The organism is Treponema sp. HNW (genome assembly GCF_050320395.1).
Classification (GTDB): domain Bacteria; phylum Spirochaetota; class Spirochaetia; order Treponematales; family Treponemataceae; genus Treponema_C.
Genome location: NZ_CP144459.1, coordinates 914,043 through 927,750 on the forward strand (window position 1 = coordinate 914,043; position 13,708 = coordinate 927,750).

Annotated in this window: 15 protein-coding genes; 4 read left to right on the plus strand and 11 right to left on the minus strand. The window is 43.9% G+C overall.

The genetic code is table 11. The annotated features are described in order from the left end of the window. Window positions 1-17: 17 nt before the first annotated feature. Genes V1L52_RS04250 through V1L52_RS04260 form a run of 3 tightly spaced genes read right to left on the minus strand, consistent with a single transcriptional unit; the run spans window position 18 to window position 2,218 of the window. Window positions 18-752: an ABC transporter permease gene (locus V1L52_RS04250; RefSeq protein WP_428771062.1), complete on the minus strand. Its 735-nt coding sequence runs from the start codon at window positions 750-752 to the stop codon at window positions 18-20. A 1-nt stretch (window position 753) separates the two neighbouring features. Then, window positions 754-1,473: an ABC transporter permease gene (locus V1L52_RS04255; protein WP_428771063.1), complete on the minus strand. Its 720-nt coding sequence runs from the start codon at window positions 1,471-1,473 to the stop codon at window positions 754-756. Beyond that, window positions 1,466-2,218 carry an ABC transporter ATP-binding protein gene (locus V1L52_RS04260; RefSeq protein WP_428771064.1) on the minus strand — a complete coding sequence of 251 codons (753 nt, stop codon included), beginning with the start codon at window positions 2,216-2,218 and terminating at the stop codon, window positions 1,466-1,468. Before V1L52_RS04260 ends, V1L52_RS04255 begins: the two co-directional genes overlap by 8 nt. A gap of 178 nt (window positions 2,219-2,396) precedes the next feature. On the opposite strand from V1L52_RS04260, the gene V1L52_RS04265 reads away from it, so the two are divergent. The 3 genes from V1L52_RS04265 to V1L52_RS04275 all read left to right on the plus strand — a co-directional run bounded on the left by V1L52_RS04265 (window position 2,397) and on the right by V1L52_RS04275 (window position 4,088). Beyond that, window positions 2,397-2,837, plus strand: a complete 441-nt coding sequence (locus V1L52_RS04265; RefSeq protein WP_428771065.1) for a hypothetical protein — start codon at window positions 2,397-2,399, stop codon at window positions 2,835-2,837. 72 nt (window positions 2,838-2,909) lie between these two features. Continuing rightward, window positions 2,910-3,167, plus strand: coding sequence for a BrnA antitoxin family protein (locus V1L52_RS04270; RefSeq protein WP_428771066.1), 258 nt, complete (start codon window positions 2,910-2,912; stop codon window positions 3,165-3,167). 15 nt (window positions 3,168-3,182) lie between these two features. After that, a complete protein-coding gene (locus V1L52_RS04275; RefSeq protein WP_428771067.1) occupies window positions 3,183-4,088 on the plus strand; it encodes a hypothetical protein in 906 nt (301 codons plus the stop codon). Here V1L52_RS04275 and V1L52_RS04280 read toward each other — a convergent pair. The 5 genes from V1L52_RS04280 to V1L52_RS04300 all read right to left on the minus strand — a co-directional run bounded on the left by V1L52_RS04280 (window position 4,012) and on the right by V1L52_RS04300 (window position 9,128). Then, window positions 4,012-4,302 carry a type II toxin-antitoxin system RelE family toxin gene (locus tag V1L52_RS04280; RefSeq protein WP_428771068.1) on the minus strand — a complete coding sequence of 97 codons (291 nt, stop codon included), beginning with the start codon at window positions 4,300-4,302 and terminating at the stop codon, window positions 4,012-4,014. The two genes, V1L52_RS04275 and V1L52_RS04280, sit on opposite strands and share 77 nt — an antisense overlap. Then, the gene (gene relB, locus V1L52_RS04285) at window positions 4,292-4,567 is read right to left on the minus strand and encodes a type II toxin-antitoxin system RelB family antitoxin (protein WP_428771069.1); all 276 of its coding nucleotides are present in this window, start codon (window positions 4,565-4,567) and stop codon (window positions 4,292-4,294) included. Before relB ends, V1L52_RS04280 begins: the two co-directional genes overlap by 11 nt. Window positions 4,568-4,602: 35 nt before the next feature. Then, a complete protein-coding gene (locus V1L52_RS04290; protein WP_428771070.1) occupies window positions 4,603-6,375 on the minus strand; it encodes a 6-hydroxymethylpterin diphosphokinase MptE-like protein in 1,773 nt (590 codons plus the stop codon). A 6-nt stretch (window positions 6,376-6,381) separates the two neighbouring features. Continuing rightward, window positions 6,382-7,845 carry a peptidylprolyl isomerase gene (locus V1L52_RS04295; RefSeq protein ID WP_428771071.1) on the minus strand — a complete coding sequence of 488 codons (1,464 nt, stop codon included), beginning with the start codon at window positions 7,843-7,845 and terminating at the stop codon, window positions 6,382-6,384. 92 nt (window positions 7,846-7,937) lie between these two features. Further along, window positions 7,938-9,128, minus strand: coding sequence for a DEAD/DEAH box helicase (locus V1L52_RS04300; protein ID WP_428771072.1), 1,191 nt, complete (start codon window positions 9,126-9,128; stop codon window positions 7,938-7,940). A gap of 46 nt (window positions 9,129-9,174) precedes the next feature. Between V1L52_RS04300 and V1L52_RS04305 the strand changes: the two genes are divergently transcribed. Continuing rightward, window positions 9,175-10,290, plus strand: coding sequence for a glycosyltransferase family 4 protein (locus V1L52_RS04305; RefSeq protein ID WP_428771073.1), 1,116 nt, complete (start codon window positions 9,175-9,177; stop codon window positions 10,288-10,290). A 16-nt stretch (window positions 10,291-10,306) separates the two neighbouring features. Here V1L52_RS04305 and clpX read toward each other — a convergent pair whose 3' ends face one another. From clpX to tig, 3 genes are read right to left on the minus strand one after another with little or no spacing between them, the layout of a single operon-like run. Beyond that, window positions 10,307-11,560: an ATP-dependent Clp protease ATP-binding subunit ClpX gene (gene clpX, locus V1L52_RS04310; RefSeq protein WP_428771074.1), complete on the minus strand. Its 1,254-nt coding sequence runs from the start codon at window positions 11,558-11,560 to the stop codon at window positions 10,307-10,309. Continuing rightward, entirely contained in the window at window positions 11,553-12,170 is a 618-nt protein-coding gene (clpP, locus tag V1L52_RS04315) for an ATP-dependent Clp endopeptidase proteolytic subunit ClpP (protein WP_428771075.1), read from the minus strand. The genes clpX and clpP overlap by 8 nt, the downstream gene beginning before the upstream one ends. Before the next feature lie 60 nt (window positions 12,171-12,230). Then, on the minus strand, window positions 12,231-13,595 hold the full coding sequence (tig, locus tag V1L52_RS04320) for a trigger factor (protein ID WP_428771076.1): 1,365 nt from the start codon (window positions 13,593-13,595) through the stop codon (window positions 12,231-12,233). Window positions 13,596-13,708: the final 113 nt, after the last annotated feature.

Below are 13,708 nucleotides of genomic sequence, written 5' to 3' on the forward strand. Positions count from 1 at the left end.
CAAATCTTATGCCGGCTTTACTCCGATTCTTTTTCCCGTATTCCGAATGTTAAAAAAAACGACAAACTCAAACAGGCTGTCATCGATATAAGGGCCGCACATAGGTCTTTTGTGTCGGCCGTATAATAACCCGACAACATTAATGCCGCCGTTACCGGATGCGCTTTGCCGAGTATCGATGAGGGAGAGAGAAAAATTGCCGTAAACGAATATATTTCGGCAATAACAAAGGCAAGCCGATACGCTTTTTTTATTTTTGAAACAAGGGCAATGATAGGAGATACGGCAATAAAGATACCGATTCCTTCTATCACATATATCTGTAAAAGACGGAGTATTACAGCGTAATTCAATGAGGCAGCATGCAAACATATTTCTACGGTTAAAGTCATTATAAACAAAATGCCGTATAAACCTATGCCGTATAGTGCCGCGCTTATTAATTTTGCGGCTGTCAATATTTTTTCATCGACGGGAATTAATTTCAGCTGTATTTCGGTTTTTTCATGTGCTTCTCTGCATATGATAAAACTTCCCGCCAGTGCGATAAGAGCGGGCAGCACAAAAAATGTTGCCAACGATTGACTTGTCATCATAAGCCAGGAGGCATTGTCGATATATTTCAATTCGCCGAACGACATTTGTCCTTGTGCAAAAACCGTTACAACAATCATGACGAGAGCAAATAAGGAAATAGGCAGGATTTTTGCTCTTTTTAATTTTTTGAATTCCGATACTGTCAATAAAAACATATTAACCGCCCCTTTTTGTACATGCGTATATTGAAAAAACAAGTCCCCACAATGCAATACCCAAAACGGCAAAACCGATGTCGAATGTATGTGCATATACAACTCCCGCAACATCTCTTACAATAATTGCCGTGGCGCAGGACAGGGGATGAAGGTACATTGTAACCGTCATTAAAATAAAACCTAAAAATGTATAGGCTATTGCAAAACAAAGCGGAAACACATAGCCTGTATGTGTAAATGCAACCGAACAGACAGGTATAATTGCAAAGGGAATTATAATGCCGATTTCAAGGCATTTTTTTGCCGTGTAAAACAGAACGCCGGCATCTTTACCGAGATAGCCGAATGCACTTCCGACACCGATTGTTGCCGCATAGGAAATCAGCATAAAGTTTAACGAATAAAGCATTACAACAATACATTTGGCGATAAAGTATTCCGTGTTTTTTACGGGGACAATCCTTATTTGTGTGCGTATTCCGTTTTGATTTTCTTCATTCATTATCATACTTGAAAAAACACTCAATACGATCGGTAAAATAATCCAAGGCGTATAACTTAAACAAGCCGATTTATAAAAACGTTCGGCATTTATATTTGTATCCCGATAAAAATATGCGGCGGATATAAGGGGCATAATAAGTGCCGCAGACAGCATAAACACTGCGGATTTTTTTCGTTTCAGTTTTATAATTTCGCTTTCAATCAATCTAAGCAATTCCCGTTCCCCCGGTAATGTGTTTAAAATAATCCTCCAAGGTTTCGCCGCACATATGCGAATTTTCTGCCGATATGTCATTCAGTATGTTCACGGCGCTTTTTTCCGACAGTATACCGTTATGTATAATACCTATATCGTCGGCAAGCAGGGAAATCTCCGATAAAATATGACTTGATATAAGGATTGTTTTTCCCCGATTTTGACTTAAATCCTTAAAAAAATCTCTGAGTTCGGCAATACCTATCGGATCCAATCCGTTTGTCGGCTCGTCCAAAATTAAAAGTTCGGGGTTATGTAAGAGCGCGTTTGCAATTCCCAACCGCTGTTTCATGCCGAGAGAATATTTTGCAAACACCTTTTTATCTTTGTAAGGCAAACCGACTGTTTTCAGTACTTTTTGAACGGCGTCGGGATTTTGAAGCCGTCTTAGTTTTGCAAATATTTCAAGATTTTCGGTACCCGTCAAATTCGGATAAAATCCGGGTGTTTCTATAATCGCCCCGATTCGCGGGTAAATCTTTTTTTCGGCTCCTTGTAAACGCTCATTAAAAAGACTGATACTTCCCGATGTTATCGATGTTAATCCCAATATCATTTTCATTAGTGTGGTTTTTCCCGCACCGTTTCTGCCCAATAATCCGTAAATTTTCCCCGGTTTTACATGGAGATTGATATTTTGTATAACTTCCCGGCCGTCGTATTTTTTTGTAAGATTCTTTGTTTGAATAATATAGTTTTCCATCTTGCCGCTCCGATTTAGTGATGTAGTTATATAGTACACTGGTTTGTAAAACCTGTCAAGCGGACTGTACGTACGGATTTGAGGGGAAACTAAGCGGGTTTCCGTAGAACCAACTTTACATTCTTGGAAAAAAAACGTATCTTTACTAATAGAGCGTGTTATCAATGAGGGCTTCCCTATGAATAAAAATCTTTTCATGATTCCGAAAAATTATCTTCCGCTTATAGCGGGCATTGTGTGGGTTTTTGCCGGTTCCATGGTGTGCAAAACGGGCTTTCCGATTTTTTTTACAATGCTCGGCCCCGTTTCCATTTTAGCCTTTATCGGCGTATTTTTATTTTTTTATTTGATGATTTTCCGCAAACTTGTGTATAAACACATCCGCCGTATCCGCGATATGAGCGATGAGCGCGCCTGTTTTTGGCTTTTTTTCGATTTAAAGTCTTACACCATTATGATTGTCATGATGAGCTTCGGAATCGTTTCCCGCAAATTAAACCTTTTTCCGGCCGCCTTTATAGGCCCCTTTTATTCGGGTCTAGGCTTTGCACTTTTTTCATGCGGCGTGCGCTTTGTTGTCGCCTTTTCCAAAAAATACGTGCTCCAGTCGGAAAAGTAATTTTTAAACTTGCAGATAAGTGGATTAAGGTGTATGCTTTTATTGAAGGGTTACTATGGGAATACTATGATTATGTCAAAAAAATTAACGGATAAAAGAATTAATGAAATAAAAAACAGCCCCATAGTATATGACGAAGATATTCCCGAATTTACCGATGAGCAGTTAAAAGAGTTCAAGCCCGCTTTTCCGAGCTCCCCTCTTTCTTCTCCTGCGAAAAAAACAATATCAATAAAGATAGATACCGATATATTGGAAGCTTTAGAAGCGGAAGGAGAAATATATCAAACACGGATAAACAGTATTTTACGTCAAGCTCTTTTCGGATAATATTAAGAAGTCGGTATGAAAAAATTTCTTGTTATTATTCCTCTGCTGCTCTTTAATTTTTTGTTTGCACAGGATTTTTTTTATGCCGTTTCGGGTACTGTTTTGTACCGTATTTCAAATGAACAGCATAGAAGATGTACCGTTACTGAAAAAATCCCTCTTTTTCCGGCAGAACATGGCTGGATTATAAATGCGCATATAGAAGGTCAAGATATATTTTTTACAGTCCGCGATACGGGTTTTGATTTTTGCACCTTTATGCGTTTCGATATACAATCACATTTATTGAAGGAAGTCTATACTCTTGGGTATGAGGAAGCCCGTATAGATGCGGTATATTTTCAAGACGGAAATTGGTATACATTGGAGTGTGGAAAAAAACAAGCGCAAAATTGTATTGTAAAGCGAAGCGGGCAAAATAAAGCCGTTCTTTCTTCGGTTTTCGTTCCCTGTTTGGATGTGTATACCGAACAGGGATACAAGGTTGTACAATTTGAAATCGATACGGATAACGGCGTTGCGTTTTTTTCGCTTGAAACGGGCAGTGATTTTTACGGTAAAAAGGATTATGTTCTTGCCGCTTCTTTAAAAAACGGGGAAGCGGTGTTTTTTGCCGAAGGCCGATATTTGTCTTTTTCGGCAAGTGAGCAAAAAATGTATTTTTCCCGCGAAAATGCTTTATATGTTTTCTCTTTTGACGGCGCCGACAAGCCGGGAAAGGTGAGCGAAATAAAGACGCCTGCCCGAAAAAACGAGCGGATACTATTCTTTAAAAAAGCGGACGATGTATATGTGTGCGGTTTTCAAAAACGGAAAAAAATACGGTTATGCACTTGCTTTTCGGCTACGGTTTTAATACGGCGGATGAATACCTTATCTGTTCCGAAACGGAGGGAACGCTGCAAAAAGAGCAAACGCTGATAAAAATCAAAAACGCTTTACCGCTGTTTGATATAAAACGAGTAACGGCACCGTAGCGCCATAATCCCGCTTTGTCCGCTGTTAAACCTTTGCCGCGGCTTCGGGGATCGGCAAGTTTTTCAATTTCATCAAGATAGGATTTTATACGTTTTTGAATCTGCTTATCGAGTTTTTTGAATATTCTTGCCGCATGATCGGAGTATTCAATTTTCAAGGCCGAGTTCCTTGTACAGCTCGCTTGCCGGAATGTTTTTTTGCTTTCGCGTTTTGATTTCTTCCAACACCTGTTCTGCAAGATAGATGTCTTCAAGGTCTTCAAGGCTGTGTTCGACGGCTTGATTTATAAGAAAATTTCTGGAGAGGGAAGTACGTTTTGCAAGCGCATCTATTCTGGCCAATGTGCGGCGGGGAAAGCATATCTCTGCCGTCTGTTCCCGGACTTTTTTTACGGTTGTTTTAATTTGTACTGCTTCCGCCATAACATTCTCCTTTTGTCATTGTACGTTATGACTTCTCATCCGTCAAGAGAAGCGAGAGAGGTTGCACCTTCCGTATCTTTTATAAATATGTCGATTTCGCTTCGGACACGGTTTAAAAAACTTTGCGATAAAGAAGCGCCGCGATGCCCGTCGGGAAAATGGATATATAAATAACTGCATTCTTCCAATAAGGCTTTTAAAGCTTCCGTACTCAGGGGAGATTCTCCGGTAAGGGCGGCGCGCAGTGTATAAAGGCGTTTTTTTTCTTCTATATAAAAGGCTTTAACCGAGTCTTCCCGTTTAACCGAGGCTGCCCCGATTTCCGCCGGGCAATCCGCAGCGCGCTCCGGCAATCGGCCGGCCTCTCTTTCTATCAAACCGCCCGCTTCTTTTTCCGTTAAAAAAGGAAGGCCCGTCTTTGCTCCCGAAAGCGACAGGTCGTAGATGTTCGCCGCATTTTTATAGCGGGCGGAAAAAAGCTCTGCGTAGGAGTGCAGGGCAGGATCACAGGCGAGATGCGTTCCGCCCTTTCCTTCTATAAAAAAAGCGCCGTCCCTAAAGGCCGAGGCGGGATTTCCTGCCGGCATAAGGCGGCCGGAACTTGCGTGTCCTTCTTTTTGTGAGGGGCTTTCTTTGCAATGGCTTACACCCGCAGGGTATGAAAAATCAAGGCCGCAGGTAAAAACGCTTGTGCCTTCGGCACGTAAAAAGAGGGCGGTTTCAACGGCCGCCAAGCCCACAGAACCCAGGGGCGGGAATACGGGAAGGCCGGGCAGGGCTTTTTTTATACGCTCCAAAAGGGGAAGTTTTGCATACTCCGAGATAAAAAAGGACAAACTGCCTTCCGTAATACGCAGATTTGCGCTTCTTGCGCACATGTCGGCTATAATCGGTATACCGCTTCGGCGCGCTCCTATAAGAGAACGCTGACTTATAACTTGACTTTCAACGGTAACAAGGGCATCCGGCCTTATGCCCTTGTCGTAAAGCGGACGGAATGCCGCGTCAACGGCTATGATATACAGTTTTTGCGCATAGCGTTTTATAAAAGGAATCAGGGCATCCAAAGAAGGACCGGCTCCTGCGACCAGGATGGGGCGGTTTAGCGAAGCGGGAATTAAGGGAACCGAAGATGCCGAGCGGGCCTCTATGCGGGCCGCATTTTTTAGAACGTTGCGCGAAAAAAGCCGTCCCAAGCGTACCAGGGTCATCCTGTTTTTCCAAAAAACGGCAATGCTGTTTTGAGCATAAGAAAAAAGCGCTTTGTAAAAGTCCGCATACATGGCGGCCGCACCCGAAGCTTCCAAGACAAGCACCCGCCTGAAAAAGCCTATCGGAGGAAGAGGGCTTCCCGAATACCGGGGCGAAAAATCTTCTCCGTCCAAAAGACGCGCTATTTCCTCTTCCTTTTTAAAAAGGACGGCCGCATCCGGACATACCGCATCGGGACAGCTTATGCTTTTTTCGCCGCTTTTTTGCACGGGGCTGTGCTGAATAGGGGTATTCGGTGGGGAACTGTTTTGTTTTTGCTTAATATAAAAATCGTAAAGGACGGGATCGGTTTCCGCGCACAATATAAAACAGCCCGGAATGGCTTCCTTCTCTATTTTTTCGCGGATTAAATCGACTGTAAAAGGTAAAACGGGAGAAAGGCAAAGTACAAGGCTTTCAGGCAGTATTGTAAAAGTTTCGAGTGTTTTTTGCAGAGGTTTTTGCGGCTCGTAGCGTGAAAACAAATAGCGTCCGCGGTATAAAACGGAAACACCCTGACGGGCTTCAACCGTACAGGGTGTATCATTACAGGACATCTATCCTCAGTTACTCATAAAATACTTAAAAAACACGTTAAGCACATTGTTTTTTAAGTGCGGGCTTGCCATAAAAAAGGTTTGCACCGCATTCGTGTCGAACTGTGAAGTATAATAGGGATACATAAACTGCAAGGTTTCCGGCGAAAGATTTTCGTCGCTTTTGATTTCTTTAAGCTGCAATACGACTATGTTTTTGCCCAACACTATCGGAGCCGAGATTTCTTTTTCGGCAAGAGCAAAGGCGGTTGTTAAAAACTTTTCATTCGATTGGGCTTCGGCAAGCTTGGGATTCGTTCCGAACTGAATTGAACCTAAAAGCTGGGAATTGCCGTAGTTAATCGGGAAGGCGGGAATTTCCGCAGTGTCCGTGTTGAACTTTGCCGCCGCCGCATTAAATCCGTGCAAGGCCGCTTCAGCCGAAAAATCCTTTGCAATATTTATAAAATATTCTTCAATGGTGCCGGCTTCATAGATGCTCATATAATTATATGCCAAGTCCGCGGCTGAATCCTGTGAAAAATCGGCTTTTTGTGCGGGACCCGTTGCGTTAAAAATCGAAAAGCCCGTCGACGTTTCGGTAACATCGCTTATAGTGCCCGGTGCAAGTTCGGTAATCTTTTTAAAAGCATCTTCGGATTTAATGATATTCTTCAGCTGATAATGATAGGCATTGTTTAAAACACCCTTTTCATCGCTGTACTGTCTTGTCGAATACTCCGTTACCGCATCGGTAAACACCAGTTCATTGTTTTTAAGGCGCTGTGCAAGCTTTTTCGCTTCGGCTTCGGTTTCAAGCGTGATAACGGAAAGCTCGTATTTTGTAAAAAGTTCGGCATTTTTTTTGCCGAATTCGGCCGCTTCGCTTTTCGGATAATCGCTTGTTGAAAAAAAGGCCGCGTCGAAGGCTCTCATGTGTTTATTCATATCGGCGATAAATGCGATTTCCGCCTGTGAGTGTTTCAGGCCGCTTATATCCTGTGCGTAGCGGTTGTAGGTAAGCTGCTCTTCTACCTGTGTACGGATTTCAACTTTGCGGCTTTCGGGCGTATCGCGGAATATCTTTGCCGAATACACGCCGTTGCTGTTTGAAAAATAGGGCAGCATGGAACGTTCAACAAGAGGCTTTGCCGGCTTGTAACCGCTTTTTTTAACCTCGTCGGCAAAGGCAAGCGTCATAACCGCATCGCGGAATGCCTGGGTAAAAATGCTGAAATAAGCGCCGTCGTCAAGGTTTTGGCGTTGATTTTTTTGCTGGGAAACATAGTAGTCAACCGCGTTTGTAAAATAGGAACCCTGCACGTATTCGATTTTTTTACCTTTATACGAACCGAATTCGGGCATTTGCTTTTGCGCGTTCGGCATCATCGCCGGAATAACGATAAAAGATACCGCCGCCAAAACGAGTATAATTATTGAACCTGCCGAAAGCAATATTTTCGTAACGGGTTTGCGACCTTCTTTTTTCATATTGAATCCTTACATTATAAATGTGATTATTCCATAATTTTATCACGGAGGGCAATCTCTGTCAATCTGTTGATTTTTTCCGCTTATGTTTGTCAGCAGCAGTCGTCGTCTGCCGAAATGAGTTTTCCCTCGTACAATTCTTTCGGGTACACGGTTATGTAAAGCTTTTTTTCAAGGTGCGCAAGTTCGTGAAGCTCGTGCGCATTCCCTATTATAAGATTTATACCTGTAGTATCCGAGCGTGCGGTTCTTCCTGCGCGGTGCACAAAAAAGTCGGGATTCGACGGCACCCCCATTTGAATAATGTGCGTTATACCGGCTATATCCAAACCGCGTGCGGCAAGATCGCTGGTAACCAGCACCTTGCATGAACCGCTTTTAAACTTGTCCAAAGCCTGTTTGCGCTTTACCTTATCCGTTCCCGCATGAAGGGCGAAACTGGGAACCTTTTTAAACGACAGGTATTCGGCTGTTTTGTCCGTATCGGCGCTTGTCGGGCAAAATACCAAAACTTTTTCCGGTTTTTCGGCCGCTAAAAAACTTCTGAGCGTATCAAGCTTATCGCGGTCTTCGGCATAGAGCGCCCAGTGCGCTATTTTTTGGGTAAGTATGTTTTCTTTGGGCAGGATAATGCACTGCGTTTTTGTGTCCGGGGCAAGACCTATTTCCGCTGTTTCCAATAAAGAACTCAAACCGTGCCGAACGGCTTCGTTCATTGTCGCCGAGCAGGCGATAAACTGTATTGTCTTGGGAAGCGAGCGGATAAGCTCCAAACTTGCGTCTTCCGTTTCGCGCTCAAGAAGGCGGTCGGCTTCGTCGAATACAAGGGCTTGTACATTCTGCGCTTTGATTCTTTTTAAACGGATTAAATCCGAAAGGCGGTTCGGAGAACCGACAACGGCAAAGGGTTTTTCTCTTAAGCTTTCAATATGGCGTTTAATCGAAGAGCCGCCGAAACAGACAAGCAGTTTTTCATCCCCTCCGAGTAAAAAACTCAGCTCGTTTTTTATTTGAACCGCCAATTCCTTTGTGGGGGCGGCTATAATAACCGCGGTATACCTTTCCTGTTTGGGCTTGGCATCGTAACCGCTTTCAAAATATAAACGCTGAACGAGGGGTAAAAGATATGCGAAGGTTTTGCCCGTTCCCGTCTCCGATTCAAACAGGCAGTTATCTCCCCCGCGGATAACCGGTACAACGGCCTTTTGGACGGCGGTTGCCGCAGCTATGTTTTTTTCCGCCATTTTTTGCATAAGGCGTCCGTCAAAAGAAAATGCATCCATAAAAAAAGTATAGCACAGTCTTTAAAACTATGCTATAATAAAAACGATGAATATAGGAATTGATGTATTCGGTTGCGATCACGGCCGTTCGGGCATGGGCTCTTATGTCTTGTCTCTTGTGAAAAATTTACCGCGGAATAAGGGCTGTACCTATGATTTATTCGGTCCCGAAATAGACCGCTATACCTTCGATCCCGGTGACGGAAGCGTTTCGTACAGCGGCATTCAAATTCCCGACAGTATAACCGCCGAACGTTTGTGGCACTTGTTTTATTTGAACCGTTTTGCTGCCAAAAAAAAGTACGATGCGGTACTCTTTCCCGCAGGCTCGCGTATTGTCCGCTATACACGTAAGATTCCGGGGGTTACGGTTATCCATGAAGTTTTATCGGACACGGTAAAAGCCTGCGGTAATTCAAGTTGTTTAAAGCTGTTTAAATCTTCTTTAAAAAAGCCCGCTAAAATCATAGCGGCAAGTCAATATATACGCAAAGACCTGGTCAATATGAATATTAAGCCGGAAAAAATCGAAGTTATCTACGACGGAATTGACCACAGTATGTTTTATCCGCGGCCCGCTCTCAGCTCGGATATGATTAATATTCAGCCTTTTGCAATTAAAAAGCCTTACATTATTTATGCTTCGCGCTTGTCCAAGCCCGAAAAAAAGCATATTGAACTTATACGAGCCTTTTCTCTTTTTAAAAAGAAAACGGGCCTTCCTCACCGTCTCGTGTTGGCGGGAAGCGAAGACCCCTATGCCGAAAGCGTACACCGGGAAGCCGCTTCTTCGCCGTTTGCTTCCGATATTTTTATTACCGGCTATTTTCCGCATAAGGATTTTCCCGAACTCTATTCGGGCTCGGAAGCCTGTATTTTCCCCTCGGTAGGAGAGGGTGTCGGTCTTCCCTTAATTGAAGCTATGGCTTCGGGCATTCCCGTTGCCTGTGCCAAGGCCGGCTCTTTACCCGAAATTGCGGGCGACTGTGCCCTGTATTTTAACCCGGACGATACCGAAGACTGCGCGTCGGCGATTGAAGCCGTGCTGAGCGATACAAAACTGAGAGAGCGTCTTATTAAAAGCGGCTTTGAGTGGGTTAAACGTTTTTCGTGGGAAAAAACCGCCGAAAAAACAATAGAGCTTTTACAATCCCTAAAATAAAAATCCGGCTTGCGTTTTAGGCGGTTTTTTGTTCTCCCAATACATCGATTGCGGGGCTGTGCTTTTTTTCTACAATCTCTTTTGTAATCAAAAGCTTTTTATCGCCCATGATTGAAGGCGCTTCGTACATACTGTCCAAAAGCAGTTTTTCGACAATCGAGCGAAGACCGCGCGCACCGGTTTTTTGAGTAAAGGCCCTGTCTGCTATGGCGTCGATTGCTTCGGGCGTAAATTCAAGTTCAACATTGTCAAAGGCAAAGGATGCCTGAAACTGTTTGGTAATCGCGTTTTTCGGCTCGGTAAGAATGCGTACCAAGTCTTCGCGGGTCAGCTCTTTAAGAGAAACCGTAACGGGGAAGCGGCCTATCAATTCGGGAATAAGACCGAACTTTACCAAATCGTCGGGATTGGTTTTATTTAAAAGTTCGGCCCGCTGATCGTCGGAAAAGGCGTCCACTTCGGCGCCGAAGCCCATTGTGTGCTGGTGTATGCGCGCTTCAACAATTTTTTCAAGACCGACAAAGGCCCCGCCGCAGATAAAAAGAATATTTGTAGTATCTATATCGATAAGCTCCTGATTCGGATGTTTGCGGCCGCCCTGAGGAGGAACACTTGCCCGTGTTCCTTCGATAATCTTCAATAGAGCCTGCTGTACGCCCTCACCCGATACGTCGCGGGTAATGGAAACGTTTTCCGAGCGGCGAGAGATTTTATCGATTTCGTCGATAAAGATAATCCCGCGTTCGGCGGCCGCAATATTGCCGTTTGCCGCATTGATAAGCTTTAAAAGCACGTTTTCAACGTCTTCACCCACATAACCCGCTTCGGTTAAGGTGGTTGCATCCGCAATTGCAAAGGGAACTTTCAGTTTTTGAGCCAGTGTTTTTGCCAAAAGCGTTTTACCCGAACCGGTCGGCCCCATAAGCAAAATATTGGATTTTTCTATTAATACATCATCGGTATTTGCCGCCGTGTTTTGAGACATTCTTTTATAGTGATTGTAGACTGCAACCGATAAGGCTTTTTTTGCATATTCCTGACCGACAACGTATTGATCCAAATATTCTTTAAACTCCTTGGGAGTGGGAACATCGGTCAATTCAATCGGGAGGGGTGCTTTTTTTTCTTCATCGAGGATGCTTTGGCAAACCGCCACACACTGATCACAGATAAAAATATCGTTGGGACCGGCAACCAAATGCCGCGTCGGGGAGGCGGGTTTTCCGCAAAATGAACATGACTGAGAAAATCCGTTTTTAAACTTAGACATTTTTTTCTCCCTTTTTGCGCGGGGCCATAATGCTGTCGATAATACCGTAATCAAGGGCTTCCCGGGCGCTCATGTAAAAATCGCGTTCCATATCTCCTGCAACCTTATCGGCTTTTTTCCCCGTATGGAAGGCAAAGTAATCGATGGTCAGTTTTTTTAAACGTACGATTTCTTTTGCCTGAATTGCAATATCGGCTGCCTGCCCCTGAGCACCTCCCCAGGGCTGATGAATCATAATCCGGGAAGAGGGAAGGGCAAAGCGCTTTCCCTTGGTACCGCCTGCCAGTAAAATCGCTCCCATGCTTGCCGCCTGCCCCAGACAAATTGTCTGAATATCGCTTTTAACGTACTGCATGGTATCGTAGACGGCAAGACCTGCGGTTACCGAGCCTCCGGGGCTGTTGATATACATACTGATGTCTTTATCCGGATTTTGCGATTCCAAAAAGAGAATCTGGGCGACTACCAGGTCGGCGGTTACGTCGGTAATTTCTCCGTCGACGAATATAATACGGTCTTTTAAAAGACGTGAAAAAATATCATAAGACCTTTCGCTGTTACCCGTCTGCTCTATAACATAGGGAACAAGGCTGCTCATCTTTTCGTTCATATCGAGTCCTTATTACGTAAATGGGAACCTCTAAAAACCGAAGTTTTTAAAGATGCCCGATTATTTTTTAAACAAATCCGCAAACGCCGTTTTTTCGCCCTTTGTAATTTTTACTTCGCCGAATAACTGCGCGTACAGCTTTTGTTCTTTCATATCATCTATAAGATACTCTTTTTTTGTCGCATCCGCATAGTGTTTTTTTACTTCTTCCGCCGAAATATTCGCTCCGCCGGCTATTTTTTCGTATTCGGCTTCGAGGTCTTCGGGGGTAACCGTGATATTGCGTTCCTTTAAAAGATGCTCGACAATCAGGCGGCTTTTAAGCATTTTTTCAGAATCGCCTGCCCACTGTTTAAGCATCTCTTCTTTTGTTTGTCCGGAAGCCGCAACAAGTTTTTCAAGCTGTTCGGGGCTTGTTTGAAAACGCTGCGCCATCATATGCCAACGCGCTTCAATTTCCGCATCGAGCATCGATTGGGGAAGGGTAATCGGATTCTTTTCGACCAGCTGCTCCAAAAGGGAGTTGGCTTTAATTTCGCGCAGGCGGTTTTCGAGGGCCGTTTCCAGATTTTTTGTTATGTCGGCCTTCATGTCCGCTAAGGTTTTGTATTTTTCGTTTACGTCCTGCGCCAATTCATCATCCAAGTCGGGAAGGCTGCGCAGTTTAAGGGCTTTAAGCGTTACGCCGATTTTTTTGGTTTTACCTGCAAGCTCTGTATCTTCAAAATCCTTGTCCCATGATTTGGTAAGGGTTTTGGTATCGCCCTTTTTCATGCCGATAATATCGTCATCGAATTTATAGATATTTTGGCCGCTTCCGATTGTAAAGACAAAGTCTTCGCGTTTGGTAGTATCGATCATTTTGCCGTCGCCGTCGCATTCCCAATAATCGACCGTCGCAATATCGTCTTTTGCGGCCTTTTCATCGTCTTTTTTATCGATAACCATCGCATTGCGCTCTCGGATTGCTTCAAGTTCTTCTTTTAATTCCGCGTCTCCGATTTTTACCTGAGGCTCTTTTATCGTAACGCTGTTGATGTCGGAAACCTTTACCTCGGGCATAATGTCGTAGATGACCGAAAATACCATATCGCTTGTCGTGTCCATCTTGGGCATTTCGTCCATCTTGGGCTGAGCGTAGGGCAGGGGGCGGTTGGGCTTATCGTTTTTATCGATGTCTTCAAAGACTTCCTGTAATGCTTTTTCGATGATATCGCCTGCCGCATCGGCTTTAAGGGCTTCCCCGAATTTACGCTCCAAAACCGCAACGGGAGCCTTTCCTTTGCGGAAGCCCGGAATCTGAATTGTTTTTGCGTATTTATTGATGATTTGCGTGTAGTTTTCCTGTACTTCTTTTTGAGGAATTGTTACGGTCAGTTTAACGGAAGAGTTTTCGAGTTTTTCGATTTTTTTTGCAGTATTCACGGCGGTTCCTTTGCCCGGCTTTTGCCGGAACCAAATAAAATAAAGGGTATCTTTCAATTTGAAGATTTGAAAAATCCCTCAAGTAAAAAAAAAGCGATTCAGATTTCTCCGAA